This window comes from Macrococcus animalis (assembly GCF_047425875.1).
GTDB lineage: Bacteria > Bacillota > Bacilli > Staphylococcales > Staphylococcaceae > Macrococcoides > Macrococcoides animalis.
Genome location: NZ_CP179727.1, coordinates 940,379 through 954,859, shown reverse-complemented (window position 1 = coordinate 954,859; position 14,481 = coordinate 940,379). Strand labels below are relative to the sequence as shown.

The 14,481-nt window shown below is 34.1% G+C and carries 14 protein-coding genes and 1 pseudogene; 8 read left to right on the top strand and 7 right to left on the bottom strand.

Features of this window, described 5'->3' with window-relative positions; translation table 11 throughout:
- Positions 1-177: a nitronate monooxygenase gene (locus ACMGE9_RS04945; RefSeq protein ID WP_414044144.1), complete on the bottom strand. Its 177-nt coding sequence runs from the start codon at positions 175-177 to the stop codon at positions 1-3.
- Positions 178-190: 13 nt separating this feature from the next.
- Entirely contained in the window at positions 191-1,531 is a 1,341-nt protein-coding gene (locus ACMGE9_RS04940) for an NtaA/DmoA family FMN-dependent monooxygenase (protein ID WP_414044143.1), read from the bottom strand.
- A gap of 128 nt (positions 1,532-1,659) precedes the next feature.
- On the opposite strand from ACMGE9_RS04940, the gene ACMGE9_RS04935 reads away from it, so the two are divergent.
- A complete protein-coding gene (locus ACMGE9_RS04935) occupies positions 1,660-2,028 on the top strand; it encodes a winged helix-turn-helix transcriptional regulator (protein WP_414044142.1) in 369 nt (122 codons plus the stop codon).
- A 47-nt stretch (positions 2,029-2,075) separates the two neighbouring features.
- Here ACMGE9_RS04935 and ACMGE9_RS04930 read toward each other — a convergent pair whose 3' ends face one another.
- The 4 genes from ACMGE9_RS04930 to ACMGE9_RS04915 form a co-directional block, all read right to left on the bottom strand.
- Complete coding sequence (locus ACMGE9_RS04930; RefSeq protein WP_414044141.1) at positions 2,076-2,762, bottom strand: phosphoribosylaminoimidazolesuccinocarboxamide synthase; 687 nt, start codon at positions 2,760-2,762, stop codon at positions 2,076-2,078.
- A 95-nt stretch (positions 2,763-2,857) separates the two neighbouring features.
- Positions 2,858-3,184, bottom strand: a complete 327-nt coding sequence (locus ACMGE9_RS04925; RefSeq protein WP_414044140.1) for a CHY zinc finger protein — start codon at positions 3,182-3,184, stop codon at positions 2,858-2,860.
- Between the two features lie 11 nt (positions 3,185-3,195).
- On the bottom strand, positions 3,196-3,861 hold the full coding sequence (locus ACMGE9_RS04920) for an ABC transporter ATP-binding protein (RefSeq protein WP_414044139.1): 666 nt from the start codon (positions 3,859-3,861) through the stop codon (positions 3,196-3,198).
- A 9-nt stretch (positions 3,862-3,870) separates the two neighbouring features.
- Positions 3,871-4,920 (bottom strand): ABC transporter permease, encoded by a 1,050-nt coding sequence (locus ACMGE9_RS04915; RefSeq protein WP_414044138.1) that lies wholly within the window; start codon positions 4,918-4,920, stop codon positions 3,871-3,873.
- Positions 4,921-5,148: 228 nt separating this feature from the next.
- On the opposite strand from ACMGE9_RS04915, the gene ACMGE9_RS04910 reads away from it, so the two are divergent.
- The 7 genes and pseudogenes from ACMGE9_RS04910 to ACMGE9_RS04880 all read left to right on the top strand — a co-directional run bounded on the left by ACMGE9_RS04910 (position 5,149) and on the right by ACMGE9_RS04880 (position 13,758).
- A complete protein-coding gene (locus ACMGE9_RS04910; protein WP_414044137.1) occupies positions 5,149-6,867 on the top strand; it encodes an ABC transporter ATP-binding protein in 1,719 nt (572 codons plus the stop codon).
- A 111-nt stretch (positions 6,868-6,978) separates the two neighbouring features.
- A complete protein-coding gene (locus ACMGE9_RS04905) occupies positions 6,979-8,874 on the top strand; it encodes a heavy metal translocating P-type ATPase (RefSeq protein ID WP_414044136.1) in 1,896 nt (631 codons plus the stop codon).
- A gap of 32 nt (positions 8,875-8,906) precedes the next feature.
- Positions 8,907-9,131: a heavy-metal-associated domain-containing protein gene (locus ACMGE9_RS04900; RefSeq protein ID WP_414044135.1), complete on the top strand. Its 225-nt coding sequence runs from the start codon at positions 8,907-8,909 to the stop codon at positions 9,129-9,131.
- 41 nt (positions 9,132-9,172) lie between these two features.
- Positions 9,173-9,838, top strand: a complete 666-nt coding sequence (locus tag ACMGE9_RS04895) for a Crp/Fnr family transcriptional regulator (protein ID WP_414044134.1) — start codon at positions 9,173-9,175, stop codon at positions 9,836-9,838.
- An 89-nt stretch (positions 9,839-9,927) separates the two neighbouring features.
- Positions 9,928-11,061: pseudogene (locus ACMGE9_RS04890) on the top strand (SulP family inorganic anion transporter); the annotation flags it as partial.
- Positions 11,062-11,102: 41 nt separating this feature from the next.
- A complete protein-coding gene (locus ACMGE9_RS04885) occupies positions 11,103-11,504 on the top strand; it encodes a universal stress protein (RefSeq protein WP_414044133.1) in 402 nt (133 codons plus the stop codon).
- A 376-nt stretch (positions 11,505-11,880) separates the two neighbouring features.
- Complete coding sequence (locus tag ACMGE9_RS04880) at positions 11,881-13,758, top strand: hypothetical protein (protein WP_414044132.1); 1,878 nt, start codon at positions 11,881-11,883, stop codon at positions 13,756-13,758.
- Between the two features lie 58 nt (positions 13,759-13,816).
- Here ACMGE9_RS04880 and ACMGE9_RS04875 read toward each other — a convergent pair whose 3' ends face one another.
- Positions 13,817-14,410 carry a GNAT family N-acetyltransferase gene (locus ACMGE9_RS04875; protein WP_414044131.1) on the bottom strand — a complete coding sequence of 198 codons (594 nt, stop codon included), beginning with the start codon at positions 14,408-14,410 and terminating at the stop codon, positions 13,817-13,819.
- Positions 14,411-14,481: the final 71 nt, after the last annotated feature.

Sequence of the window (14,481 nt, the reverse complement as noted above, 5' to 3'; positions counted from 1 at the left end):
TTATGCTGTTTCAATTGGGGAACTGGTTGCTTCTGTCTGACCTGCATTTGGTCCGAGAATTCCCAGTCCTCCAGCCTCACTCACTGCAGCGACAAATTCCCCATTCGTTAACCATGACATAGGTCCTTGTACGATTGGTTTTTCAATATTTAATATTTCAGGGATTCGTGATTTCATTATTATTTCCTCCTTAGTGATTTAACCCATATTCATAAGATACGCCTAAGTTCTCACGTAATGTTTCGCCTTCGTATTCTGTATGGAACAACCCACGTTCTTGTAAGATTGGCACAACTTGTTCTACAAAGTCTTTTACTCCATCGTGTGATGAGTCGGGTACAATTGAGAATCCATCTGTTGCATCTGCTAAGTACCATTCTTCTAAGAAGTCCGCAACCATTTCAGCTGTTCCTACGACAACGGGGTGATAGTTGATAACACCGTTCGCTAATACATCTTTTACAGACATACCTGATTTTAATAATTCAAATGCTCTTCCAGAACGAGGGTCCATTGGTGATGGATACATTTGATTGATTAAGGCTTGTGGTAATGGTTTAGTGATATCTATGGTATTCATACTGATTGATAATCCAACCATATGACCTAAATATTCAACATGGTGTGCTGTTTCTCTTGGTGCAAATTCTTGCATCATATATCGACGTTCTAAAGCTTCTTCAACTGTTTCGCCAATCGAGAACATAAAGCCAGCAAACATTTTAATATCATCTGCTTTACGGCCATGTGCTTCTGCGCTTTTGCGTAACATCATTCGGTGTAACTTCGCATCTTCTTTCGTAAACGGATTGGCATATACACCTGAGGCAAATCGGCCAGCAAGTTCTAATCCTTTCTCACCGCCACCCGCTTGGAAGATTGGAGGTTGCCCTTGGGGTGAAGCAGGTATTGGTAATGGTCCACGTGTTTGATAATACTTTCCTCTATAGTTTGCAATTTTCACTTGAGACATGTCCACATATTCACCAGTCTCTTTATTGTGAATATAAGCGTCTTCTCCAAATGTACCCCATAATGTTTGCACGGCTTCTACATGTTCATGTGCCATCTCGTAACGTGAATCACGATCAGGTAACTGTTGTCCAAAATTCGCAGCAGCCTCGTGATTAGATGTAGTTACAGCATTCCATCCCATACGTCCGTTACTCACGACGTCTAATGTTTTTAATATACGTGCTAAGTTGTATGGTTCAGTGAATGTAGTTGAGTATGTCGATACGATACCGATATGTTTTGTTTCACGTGCAACAGCTGTCAAAGCAATTGTTGGATCCATTGGATGCATCGGTGAGTTAGTTGATAAATCATTCGGTAACGCAGGTGTATCTGCAATAAATAACGTGTGAATTTTACCTTTCTCAGCCATTTTGGCATTCTCTACATAAAAGTCCATGTTCGTATATGCATCTGCAACTGCTCCAGGCATACGCCAAGTTTTGAATTCACCACCGTATCCTGATACCATTTGTAATGCCAGTTTCATCTTGCCATCTCTTTTATTAATTGTCATTTTAAAGCTCCTTCATTGTTTGAGTTATTGTAGTATAAATTATATACTGATAATTAAGTTTGAGAAGACGGCAATAAAAAATGAGTAAGTACTTTTTTATGTACTTATGGATGAGGACGGGGTTTAGCGTGGTTAAAATTTGTAAATACGGATTTGACGATACTATGATTGTTGAAAAACGAGATTTATATGGCATTGGATTTACCCAAAATTTATTATCTGGCCGTTGGAAGTATTTTATTCTTTGGTTTATTAAAGATGATACAAAACGATTTAGTGAAATCAAACGCTTCTTGTCAGGTATTTCTCAAGGGTCTCTTACGAAGCAATTGAAAGAATTAGAAAGTGATGGGCTAATTCATCGTAAAGTTTATCCGGAAGTCCCACCGCGTGTTGAATATTCTTTAACGGAGATGGGGCAAGAGATATTACCAATTCTCAAGTTGATGGAATCATACGGCAAGAAACATGGTGAACAGGCAGAAGATTATATTTAGTAAATTAGAAAAGCAGCATATCACGCGATATGCTGCTTTTCTAAATATTATTCAAATAAGTATTTACCAAATGCTAATGGTTCAATATACTTACCATCTTTATCAAATACACGCATGTTACCACCAGAGATTTCATCAATTAATAATACTTCTCCAGTTGCTTCATCACGACCGAACTCTAATTTGATGTCATATAATTCTAATTCTTTTTTAGCAAGTTCTTCTTTAACGATATCTGAGATTTTAACCGTTAAATCAGCAATCTCATCGTATTCACCTGGTTTTAAGATGTTTAATGCTTCTAATCCAGCTTTGTTAATTAATGGATCTTTTCTTGCATCGTCTTTTAATGTCATTTCTACGTATGCATTAAGTGGTGCACCTTCTTCGATGTAATCCCCGTAACGACGAATGAAGCTACCAACTGCACGATAACGACAAATGACTTCTAAGCCTTTACCGAAAACAGTGACTTGCTTTACGCGCATATGACGTGCTTCTAGGTCTGAATCGATATAGTGTGTTGGAATGCCAGCAGCATTAATTTTTTCAAAGAAATAACTTGTCATTTTTAATCCAGCTTGTCCTGAACCTTCAACAGTTAATCCAACCTGGTTTTCACCTGGATCGAACTTCCCATCTTTTCCTGTCATATCGTCTTTGAAGAATAATACAACTTCGCCTTCTTTTTCTTGATATACGTCTTTCGTTTTACCTTTATAGATTAATTCCATTCATAGCACTCCTTAAGATGTATTTGTTTTTAGTATACGTGAGGTATTTTCATTTATAAAGTAGTATCTATAAATTTTGAAGATTGTTTAATCTATTAATACTCTATTTCGAAATAAAGATGAAAGTGATTTTTACATCCAGGATTGAATGGATGAGTACAGTTTGGACATTGATTGCTTTGGACGTATGCATTAATGGCTATCTCTGTTTGACAGACACCACATAGTACCGCTTTTACATCAGAGTGGATTGAATACTTTGCTTGTGGTGCTGATTGATGAATTGCTTCATAACATTGATGACAAGGGTAGTATATATTACTATTTGGGAATTGATAACAAGCAACATCAACAGCTGAATGATAATGTGCACATCTCCCTTGTTCATCGACGTTAATGCCTTCTATAAGATGCTCTGCCATATAATCACCTTTTATTGCTCAACTAACACGCCATCTTCCATATGATACACTTTATCGAAATACTCAAGTAATCTTGTATCATGTGTTACGACAATGGCGGCTTTATTGCTCTCTTTTACGATTGTACGAATCATCCGAATGACTTCAACTGCACGTTTCCCATCTAAACTTGCTGTGGGTTCATCTGCTAAGATAAGTGAAGGATTCGTATACATTGCTTTAAGAATCGCGACACGCTGACGTTGTCCGCCAGATAATTCAGATGGGAACTGATTCAGTACTTCTGATAAACCTAACGTGTCCACTTGTGTTTCGAAATCTGCTTTTGAAATGTGATTATTATTTACTTTATCAAGTAATTTAAATTGATCTTTTACTTTTAGGAACGGAACTAAGTTAGACGATTGTAAGATAAAACCAACTTTTTTAAGTCTGATTTTGGCACGTTGTTTCTCAGACAACTGGCTCACATCTTCGTTATCGATTACGATTTGTCCTTTAGTCGGTTGTTGTAGTAATCCTGCTATGGTTAAGAAGGTACTCTTACCTGAACCTGACGGACCTATAACTGCCACCATTTCACCTGCATTGATATGAAAATCCACAGGCTTTAATGCTTCTACATATGTTTGATCTTTACCAAATGATTTATTTACTGCTTTTAATGTTAATACCATAGACTCACCTTATCCTATCGTTTTTAATGGATCGACTTTTTGAATTGAACGAATTGAGAATAGACCACCAAGAACTGCTGTAAGAATAATGACACCTGCATAAATCGCAATCGTTGACCAAACGAATTTAATCGGAACGACATCTGGAATAACGTTTGCAGTGATTAAAGTCAGACCTAATGCAATCAATACAGCAATGATTGATAAAATCAAAGTTTGAATGATTAAAGAGCGGGCTAGGAAGCCATTACTGATCCCTTGCGCTTTCAATAATCCGAATACCGGTGCTTTTTGAATCGTTAAGATATATAAGAATATCCCAATAATAAACGTTGCAATCGTAAATAAGAAATAGCTCATGACATCTAGTGTCAACTTTTGCTCCGTATAACCTGGTAACTTTGTAATAAAGGTTTCTTTATTGATTGCTTCAAAGTCATTATCAATATCTTGAGACTTATAATCTTTATCTTTAATGAGAAATGCATTCGCTTTATCTTTTATGCGATTCATCGTTAATTTATCTGCTGTATTATTATTACTATAAAGTACGTTAGCTGCATTATATTTCGCTTTATCAGTGAAACCGACGATTTTTAAGTCTTCATCGTTACCTGCGATATCTACCGTATCACCTAGTTTAAAACCTTTTTGCTTTAATCCTTCGTTGGCTACAACTTCATAGTCATCTTCGAATGTTTTACCTTCAGTAATATTAGGATTAATAAACGTCTCTTTATCAATACCAAATAATAAAGTGTTTTGTTTTTTGTCACCTTTTGCGATGATGACTGAAAGATTCTTGATCGGTGCAATCTTCTCAAACTTGCCCTCTAGCGCATCATTTTCCATGACTGATTGTGCTAAATTTCTGTTTGATTCTTTTGTAACCACAATCGCATCCGGATCCCATTTATCAATCGCTTCACGGTTCATACCCATTAAACCATTGGATAGTCCGGATATTAAAAATAATAAATATGAAATTAAAACAAGTACACCGATAATCAGTGAGAACTTGAGTTTGTTATACATTATTTCTTTCCAGGCTAAGAACATTTGTTTCCCTCATTTCGCTATGAAATTACATATAAGAGTATGTATATTATTTTATTATAAATTAAATAATAATTTTATAGTTGTGATATGTATTTTTGTAACAATTAATTTTATAAACATTTGATATAACATGTATGAAATGTCTTTGATTTGTAGCAATACGCAATGGTTTTTGTATATGATATATAATGTGTTGTTTAATTGATTTTTAAATAGGGAGCGAAAAATATGAAATCATTTTTCCAATATTATAAGCCATATAAAGGTCTGTTTATGCTGGATTTCGGTTCTGCAGTGTTTGTTGGAGTTTTAGAACTTGTCTTTCCATTGATTACGAGTCTATTCATCGATAAGCTGCTACCGACTAAGGATTGGGATATGATTGTACTTGGTGCAATAGGACTATTTCTTGTGTTTTCCTTTGTTACAGTCCTTAAGTTTATCGTCACGTATTGGGGACATAGACTTGGAACGAATATAGAACGTGATATTCGTAATGAGCTTTATCGTCATCTTCAGCGATTAAATTTCGGATTCTTCGATAACAATAAGACGGGGAAACTTATCGGTAGACTCACAAATGATTTGATGGACATCGGAGAACTCGCACATCATGGTCCAGAGGAAGTGTTTGTCGCTGTAATGACAGTAATCGGAGCACTTCTTATAATGCTCACGATTGATGTGAAGCTTGCGCTTATTACATTCTGTATCGTACCGGTAATATTTATCTTAACAATTTATTTCAACAAAAAGATGACAACACAATTCCGTAGATTATTTGGTAACGTATCTCAATTTAATGATGTTATCAGTGAAAGTATCGGTGGTATTCGTCTTGTACAGGCATTTACTAACGAACGCTTTGAAGAGAGGCGCTTCCTGCAGACAAACGAAGATTTCCGTGCAACGAAATTAAAAGCATACAACTTTATGTCATGGAATAGTTCGATTGGTTATCTGGCACAGAAATTTACATTGATTATTGTATTGATTCTTGGATGTTATTTCGTATTGAATAATTCGATGAGTTATGGAGAATTTGTAGCGTTTATCATGATTACAGATATATTATTTAAGCCGCTTCAATCGATTAACTTAATTATTGAATTGTTTCCAAAAGGGATTGCAGGGTTTAATAACTTTCAGGAATTAATGAAGACAACAACAGATATTAAAGATGCACCGAATGCAATTATGTTTGAAGACACACCTCAAGTGATTTCATACGAAAATGTAACATTCAAATATGGTGATAAGACAATACTTGACGATTTATCGTTTACAATAAATCGTGGTGAAAAGATTGCTTTAGTTGGACCAAGTGGTGGAGGTAAAACGACAATTTGTTCGATGTTACCGAGATTTTATGATCCGGTTGATGGACGTATCGCAATTAACAATGTAGACCTTAAACAGATGACACTTGAATCTTTACGCAGCAAAATTGGGCTTGTTCAACAAGATGTGTTCTTGTTCAGTGGTACGTTAAGAGACAACATTGCCTATGGTAATTTAGAAGCAACAGATGAGGAGATTATGGATGCAATAACTAAAGCGCAATTAAAACCATTTATTGATACACTTCCAGAAGGGATACATACAATTGTTGGTGAACGTGGAACGAAACTTTCAGGAGGACAGAAACAACGTGTGTCCATTGCACGCATGTTCTTAAAGAATCCGGAAATTATCATTCTTGACGAGGCGACAAGTGCTTTAGATGTTGAAACTGAGAATCGAATACAATCAGCATTTAAACAATTGTCTGAAGGAAGAACGACATTAACCATAGCACATCGACTTTCAACGATAAGAGATGTAGATCGCATCTTTTATATTGAAGATGGCCAAATAGTAGAGATGGGCAGTCATGATGAACTCATTAATCTGAAGGGAAAATACTATAACCTGCAACAAGCTCAGTATGCGCAAGTGCTGGGATAAATATTATTTAAAGAGGGTGTGTCAATAGACACACTCTCTTTTCTTGATACCTATCAATGTTTAATATTGTGAAACTTGTTACATTATAAGTAAGAACAGGAGGTAATTAAAATGCAACGTTTCATTATGAAAAGTAAAGATTACATTATGGTATTGTGCGGTATATTAATTGTTGTTGGATTGATAGCAGAATTTGTGCTTAAAGTTCAATTAATTTCTGAAATATTACTAGGTTTAGCATCGATTCTTGCTGTATCACCAATTTTGATACAAGGATATCATTCTTTACGTGTGAAGGTGATTAGCATTGATGTTTTGGTCTCTGTGGCTGTATTAGGTGCATTGCTAATTAGGAACTTTGAGGAGGCAGCAATTGTATCATTTCTATTTTTACTGGGTGCATTTTTGGAAAAACGCACGTTAAAAAAGACAAGATCAGCTATACAGTCGCTCGTTACACTTGTGCCTGAAAAAGTAGTAATCTTACGAGAGCATGGCAAGACTGAAACTATCGATATTGATGATGTCGCAACTAATGATATTTTATTAGTAAAAACAGGAGACAAAGTGCCGGTAGATGGTCATGTGGTTTATGGAAGCGGTGCATTGGATGAAGCAAGTATTACAGGTGAATCAAAATGGGTTCAGAAGAGCTTAAATGATAAAGTATACGCTGGAACAATAGTTGAGAATGGAATCATTCGTATTCAAACTGAGACAGTTGGAGAAGATACATTATTCGGTAAAATAATTGAACTTGTTGAAGAAGCACAAGATTCAAAATCAGCAGCAGAAAAATTCATTGACCGTTTTTCAAAATATTATACACCATTTGTACTATTACTAGCTGTAATCGTTGGTATTTTGACGAGAGATGTGGCATTAGCAATTACTATCCTGGTATTAGGCTGTCCAGGAGCATTAGTCATTGGTGTACCAGTATCAAATGTAACCGGTATTGGAAATGGAGCCAAACATGGTGTACTTCTGAAAGGCAGTGAAATGATAAACGACTTTAGTAAAGTAGATACAATTGTTTTTGATAAAACAGGAACTTTAACTGAAGGCAATCCTACCGTTGCCTATAAAAAAATTATTGGTGAAAATAAACAATCTATATTATCTTACCTTTATAGTATTGAACATGAGTCGAGTCATCCACTCGCAAAAGCAATTTTAAATGATATCGGAAGTCAGAAAATAGTTCGTTTTGATAAGGTTGATGTAATTAAAGGAAAAGGTATTGTGGCTTATAGTGGCGATAAGAAAATTATTCTAGGAAATTTAAGTTTAATGCATAATTATGATGTTGAAATCAATAATAATAATCGTGAAAAAATAAATAAATTAATTGAATCCGGTCAATCAATAGTGCTTATGGCAATTAATAAGGAGTTGGAAGTAATAATTGGTATTCAAGATCAATTAAGACACGATGTAAAACGAAATTTATTACAACTTAAACATCAAGGAGTAAAAAAATTAATCATTTTATCAGGAGATAATCAAGGAACAGTGAATCGTGTAGCTGAGCAACTACCGATTGATATTGCATTGGGTGGGATGTTACCTGAAGATAAAGCTGAATATATAAAGATGTTACAAGATAAAGGAGAAAGAGTTGCATTTGTAGGAGATGGTATTAATGACAGTCCGTCACTAGCAACTGCAAATATTGGTATTGCGATGGGCGGCGGAACAGATGTAGCAATTGAAACTTCAGATGTCGTACTTATGCATTCTGCAATGGAGCAATTATCCTATGCTCATGGGTTAACTAAAAAGATATCCAATAATATGAAGCAGAATATCATTATCGCACTCGGAGTTGTATTAGTATTATTGTTAAGTTTAATATTCGCTGAATGGATGAATATGACAATTGGAATGTTGGTTCACGAGGTGAGCATTATCGTTGTTATATTAAATGGTATGCGATTAATGCGCTATCGAAATAATACCAAACTTGATAGCTATCAAGTTAATAATAAGCAAAAGGCGATATAATTGAACTAAATCATATAAAGGAGTGAACGGATATGAAAGCAACAATTCAACTAGAAACATTGTCTTGTCCATCATGTATTCAAAAGATAGAAGGTGCAGTTAAAAGTGTGTCAGGAGTAAACAAAGACTCTGTAAAGGTAATGTTTAATGCAAGTAAAGTAAAAGTAGATTTCGATGAACACATAACAGAAATCGAGTCAATCAATTCAGCAATTCAAAACATGGGTTATGAAGTAATTAGTTCGAAAGAGAAATAATAATATGTTATTTTAAATATAACAGTAATGGAGGTGAAAAGATGAAGTGTCATCATCATTTTTGTGTAGAAAGAGTGCCGCTATTTAACCATTTGTCGTATGAAGAACAGAAAATGATCAATAATTTAGTCACACATCACCACTTTAAAAAAGGAAATACCATCTTTTCACCAGAAACTGAACCACAATTATCATTAGTTGCACAAGGTGTAGTGAAAGTCTATCGATTATCATCGAATGGTAAAGAACAATTGCTGCGCATTGCAGAAGTGGGAGATTTTGAAGGAGAAAATTTTGTGTTAGGTGTTAACAATGAAAGCCTATATGGTGAAGCAATCACTGATACAGAAATCTGTGTATTAAAACAGAGTGATTTTCAAAATTTACTTCTACAGTACCCTAACATATCACTGAAATTACTTACAATTAATGCTATGAAGATGGAAGAAGTTGAAAAACAAACACAATTCTTAACGATGGAAAAGATAGAAGAACGACTAGCATTATACTTGTCATATCTTCATAAAACATCAGCTTCATCTTACATCGAAATACCCATGAAAATGAAGGAACTTGCCGCTTTTTTAGGGACAAGTCCCGAAACAGTGTCTAGAAAATTTAAATTATTAGAAGATAAAAATATTATTGAAAGAGATAATAAACTGATTAAAGTAATTGATGAAAAAAAACTATATAATTTTCAATGACTATATTAAACATATAGTCATTTTTTATTGTTCTTTTACAATGGATATTGTATGGTTATATTTTGGTTAGAATAAATTCGGAGGTCTTTATGAATCAATATTTACAACGAGAATGGCTAGATAAACCATTTCAAAATATATTAGCGGGTATTGTTGTATCTCTCGCTTTAATTCCTGAAGTTATCGCATTTAGTGTCATTGCTGGGGTAGACCCTATGGTCGGATTATATGCATCATTTATTATTGCGGTGACGATTGCTTTTACAGGTGGCCGATCTGCGATGATATCAGCAGCAGCTGGTGCGATTGCATTATTAGTATTCCCGCTTGTTAAAACCCACGGGGTGGATTATTTACTTGCAGCAACAATATTAATGGGTATCATTCAGGTAGTATTTGGCATGCTCAAAGTCGGTAAATTGCTTAAATATATTCCAAATACAGTGATGATGGGATTTGTTGATTCACTAGCAATCTTAATATTTAGCTCTCAGTTACAACATATATTCGGACTGACAGGTGTTACTTATGTATTTGCAATTGTTACAATTGCGATTGTTTATATCGTTCCGAGGTACTTTACGAAGATACCAGCGCCACTCATTGCAGTGTTATTATTAACGATCATCTCGATAATGACAAATGCCGATGTTAGAACTGTCGGTGATCTAGGAGAAATCAAACGGACGTTACCACATTTCTTTATTCCGAATGTACCATTAAATGTAGAAACTTTAATGATTATCCTTCCTTATAGTTTATCAATGGCTGTTGTTGGGTTAGTAGAGAGTTTACTCACTGCAAAGATTGTAGATGATGCTTTAGAAGCAGATAGTAATAAAAATGTAGAATCACGAGGACAAGGTATAGCCAATATCATTACTGGATTTTTCGGGGGTATCGGAGGCTGTGCGATGATTGGCCAGTCTGTTATGGGATTAAAGTCAGGCGGAACAACACGATTGATGTCACTTGTAGCAGGTACATTCTTAATGTTCTTAATTATCGTATTAGGTGATTATGTCGTACAAATTCCAATGTCAATTCTTGCGGGTATTATGGTTGTGGTGTCCTTTAGTACTTTCGACTGGGGGAGCTTTAGGTTCTTACGCAATGCGAAAATTACCGATATTATGGTTGTACTTGTTACAATTATCCTCGTTTTGGTAACACACAATTTAGCTATAGGCGTAATAGTAGGTAGTATCTTGAACTTTATTTTTAGTAGGAAAGAATATATCAATCAACCGAAAGAGGGGTAAATATGTATCATTCAATCGTGATTGCAGTAGATGGATCAGAAAATAGTTTCAGGGCAGCAGAAGAAGCTATAAAATTAAATAGTAAGTATTATACATTATTAAGTGTCATTTCTCATGAAGACTCTAAAGATGCAATATTACATAGTGAAATGAGCAGTGTTGAGCGAAGAAAGTTACTATTAAAAGAGGTAATTCAATTATTTGAAGATAAAAATAAAAGATTTGATTTACGTATAGAGCATGGCAATCCAAAAGAAATAATTATTAATATTGCAAACACAGGTACCTTTGATATGCTCGTAATAGGAAATCGTGGACTGAATGCTATTCAAGAAATGGTCATGGGTAGTGTGAGTCATAAAGTGGTTAAAGAAGTAAATTTACCAGTACTTGTAGTGAAGTAAAGGATTCTTGCTAAATGTAGCAAGAGTCTTTTTTTATTTTTTTAGGTTAATTTAGGTTAAATGAAAACATAATGAAAAAGTTAACAAAATGTAAAGCGAAAATTAAACTTCGAGATATTTGTCACAATTCAATGTAATATAACACGTGGTAAGGAGTTGTTGTAATTACAGTGTTTATTTGTCTTTGGGAAAAGATTACGGTATACCGCAACCCTATATTAATTAAGGAATAATAAATCTTACACAACTTTATAGTATTAAAATTCATTGTATGTTAAAATGTTAAAAAAGTGTTTACAAAATAGGATGCGATAAATATAATGAATGTGTAATAAGGTGATGAAATTAAAAATTATATTTCAAGGAGAAGTGGACGATGAAAAAATTTTCTAAAAGTTTAGGTAGTGCTTTAATAGTGACGTCAATCTTAACTTCTACAGTTATCCCAGCTCAATTTGCTGAAGCAACGACTATAGAAAAAAGCGTTGTATCAGATTATCAAAGTCTAAGAGAAGGTAGTTCGTTAGTAATTCGTGATAGTTTATATGAGCGTCACAATGTCGTTTATGAAGGGGCAAAAGTTGTAGGGGATAAAGTAGAGATTACATTTGATTATTCATCTCGTTCAATTATCAAAGAAGGAAGCTTCAATGCTAAAGTATTAGTAAATGATGGATCGTTAAAAGCATTAAAATCATTTTCTGATAATGTGAAATACCAAAATTCAGCATCATTAGTTTATGAGATAAGTGTATCTGATTTAGCAAAAAACGATGGATTTGCTTATATTGATTTAAGTGCTTCTAACAAAGCTGATGATTTCTCTGCTTCAACTCAACACGTTAAAGTGGCGTTACCTGAATTAGGTGAGAATACGCCAGAAGAACCCACAACAGAAGAACCCACAACAGAAGAACCAACGACTGAAAGACCAACTGCAGAAGAGCCAACAACAGAACGTCCAACAGCTGAAACACCCCAATCTGGTTCAGGAACAGTTATCGTAAACAATGAATTAGTTTCTGAAAACTATACTGATGCACAGCCAACGGGCTTCAACCAATTAAAAACAATTGTAGAACGTGATATGAATTTATTAACGCCTAAAAAACCTTATATGATAGATCGTCCATTCGAATTATCAGATTCGGCCCAAAATGCTTCTAAAATTACTAAGAGCCAAAGCCCATTACGTAATTTGACGACTTTTGAGTTAGGTGATAGAAAATCATTTACTACAATCAATATGAGTGGTGGTAGAGAAGTTCAAGAAAAAACTTCAGCATCATTAGAGTACAAAGGTTCTAAAGCGTATGTCTGGGTTGCTGATACTAAAGTTTCTCGAGCAGATGCTACTAAAGTGGGTCGTGAATTCGATCAGAACATCGCACCGTTAATCAACAAAAATTTCGGTAATGAATCAGATTTAGATGGTAATAGTAAAGTTAATATTTTATTATTTGATATTAAAGATGGGTTTGGCGTTTCTTCATACGGATATATTGGAGGATATTTTGATGGTACGGATCTTTTAAATGAACCTGGATCAAACAAAGGTGAAATCTTCTACATGGATACTTATCCTTCAATGGGTTATGAGCCAGGATTAGAAGAAAATACACCTAGAAATGTAGAAAGAATATATTCTACACTAGCTCACGAATTTCAACATATGGTGAACTTTAATTCTCAATATTTACAAAAAGATCGTATGATGGAAACTTATTTGAATGAAGCTTTCTCAATGGCAGCAGAACACATTTACTCTGGATCTATTGAGGACAGAATAGATTACTACAATAATTCAAGCTATATTCAAAATGGTCACTCTTTAACGATATGGGCGAGAAATGGAGACACATTATCTAATTACTCTTTATCATATTTATTCGGTCAATACTTAAATGAGCAAGCTAGTAATCACGATGAAGTTTATAAAGCAATCTTAGATTATCAAGGAACGCCATATGAAGCATTACAAAATGCGATTCATAAATATGTAGATCCGACTAAATCTGTTGGGCAATTTATGACGGACTTCCGTGTTGCATTAGTGAAAAAAGATACTTCTGGTAAATACAGTTTAGGTCATGAATCAGAATTCCAAAACTTAAAAACATTATATGCAGATCGTGTGCCTGCACAATTACGACCTCAAGGATCAGTTGCAATCAAAGTAAATGATTTAAGTAAATTCAATGTACCAGCTAATAAAGGTAAGAACATTACTTATACAAAAGTGTCTGATAAATAATTTATTATTAAGTATAAAATAAAGCAGAACTTCAATGATTAATTGAAGTTCTGCTTTATTAATTTAAACTTTTTCTCATACGATAAAGTTGCACAGGTGATTTTATTTTACCAACTATTTTATATCCTTTTTGTTGATAAATATTTTTTGCCTGCTCATTATTTATTTTTACCGTAAGTGAAATGTTTTTATAATGTTTTTTTATAGCCTTTCTCTCAGCGTAATTCAATAAAGATGAAGCTACACCTGTGCCTTGAAAGTCATCTTTTACGGCAATCATACTAATGTGATACTCATTGTTGTTCCCTTCTTTCATTAATGTAAGCGGTAAGATTTTAAACATATATTTAAAGATATGAGGAATAATATCTAATTTCTTCCATTTGATAATTTGTAAAATTGTACATAAAGCTGTTCGATTTAATTCTTTTAATGGAAGTGCAGTAATAGCTCCAGCAATCTTACCATCTTTTACTGCTATATCGGTATATTGGTAGCTAAATCGATTATTAGTTTTATTAAATAAATAACTAAAACCTTCTAGTATTAAATCATAATCATCAGAACCGAATATTATTTGAGACATATCATCTATAGCCAATGCATTTAATTCAGCGCAGGAATCATTAGGTGTTGCTTTTCTGATATACATTTTTATTGCTCCTTACTTATTTTTATGTTTAATATTTCCTTTTGATAATAAAATAAACATTGCTCTTTTAT

What these genes read in the sequence shown, in the direction of transcription:
- ACMGE9_RS04900 (WP_414044135.1), top strand. Translation starts at nt 8,907, where the DNA reads ATGAAAGCAACAATTCAACTAGAAACATTGTCTTGTCCATCATGTATT.
- ACMGE9_RS04895 (WP_414044134.1), top strand. Translation starts at nt 9,173, where the DNA reads ATGAAGTGTCATCATCATTTTTGTGTAGAAAGAGTGCCGCTATTTAAC.
- ACMGE9_RS04925 (WP_414044140.1), bottom strand. Translation starts at nt 3,184, where the DNA reads ATGGCAGAGCATCTTATAGAAGGCATTAACGTCGATGAACAAGGGAGA.
- ACMGE9_RS04885 (WP_414044133.1), top strand. Translation starts at nt 11,103, where the DNA reads ATGTATCATTCAATCGTGATTGCAGTAGATGGATCAGAAAATAGTTTC.
- ACMGE9_RS04910 (WP_414044137.1), top strand. Translation starts at nt 5,149, where the DNA reads ATGAAATCATTTTTCCAATATTATAAGCCATATAAAGGTCTGTTTATG.
- ACMGE9_RS04905 (WP_414044136.1), top strand. Translation starts at nt 6,979, where the DNA reads ATGCAACGTTTCATTATGAAAAGTAAAGATTACATTATGGTATTGTGC.
- ACMGE9_RS04945 (WP_414044144.1), bottom strand. Translation starts at nt 177, where the DNA reads ATGAAATCACGAATCCCTGAAATATTAAATATTGAAAAACCAATCGTA.
- ACMGE9_RS04875 (WP_414044131.1), bottom strand. Translation starts at nt 14,410, where the DNA reads ATGTATATCAGAAAAGCAACACCTAATGATTCCTGCGCTGAATTAAAT.
- ACMGE9_RS04920 (WP_414044139.1), bottom strand. Translation starts at nt 3,861, where the DNA reads ATGGTATTAACATTAAAAGCAGTAAATAAATCATTTGGTAAAGATCAA.
- ACMGE9_RS04940 (WP_414044143.1), bottom strand. Translation starts at nt 1,531, where the DNA reads ATGACAATTAATAAAAGAGATGGCAAGATGAAACTGGCATTACAAATG.
- ACMGE9_RS04915 (WP_414044138.1), bottom strand. Translation starts at nt 4,920, where the DNA reads ATGTTCTTAGCCTGGAAAGAAATAATGTATAACAAACTCAAGTTCTCA.
- ACMGE9_RS04880 (WP_414044132.1), top strand. Translation starts at nt 11,881, where the DNA reads ATGAAAAAATTTTCTAAAAGTTTAGGTAGTGCTTTAATAGTGACGTCA.
- ACMGE9_RS04930 (WP_414044141.1), bottom strand. Translation starts at nt 2,762, where the DNA reads ATGGAATTAATCTATAAAGGTAAAACGAAAGACGTATATCAAGAAAAA.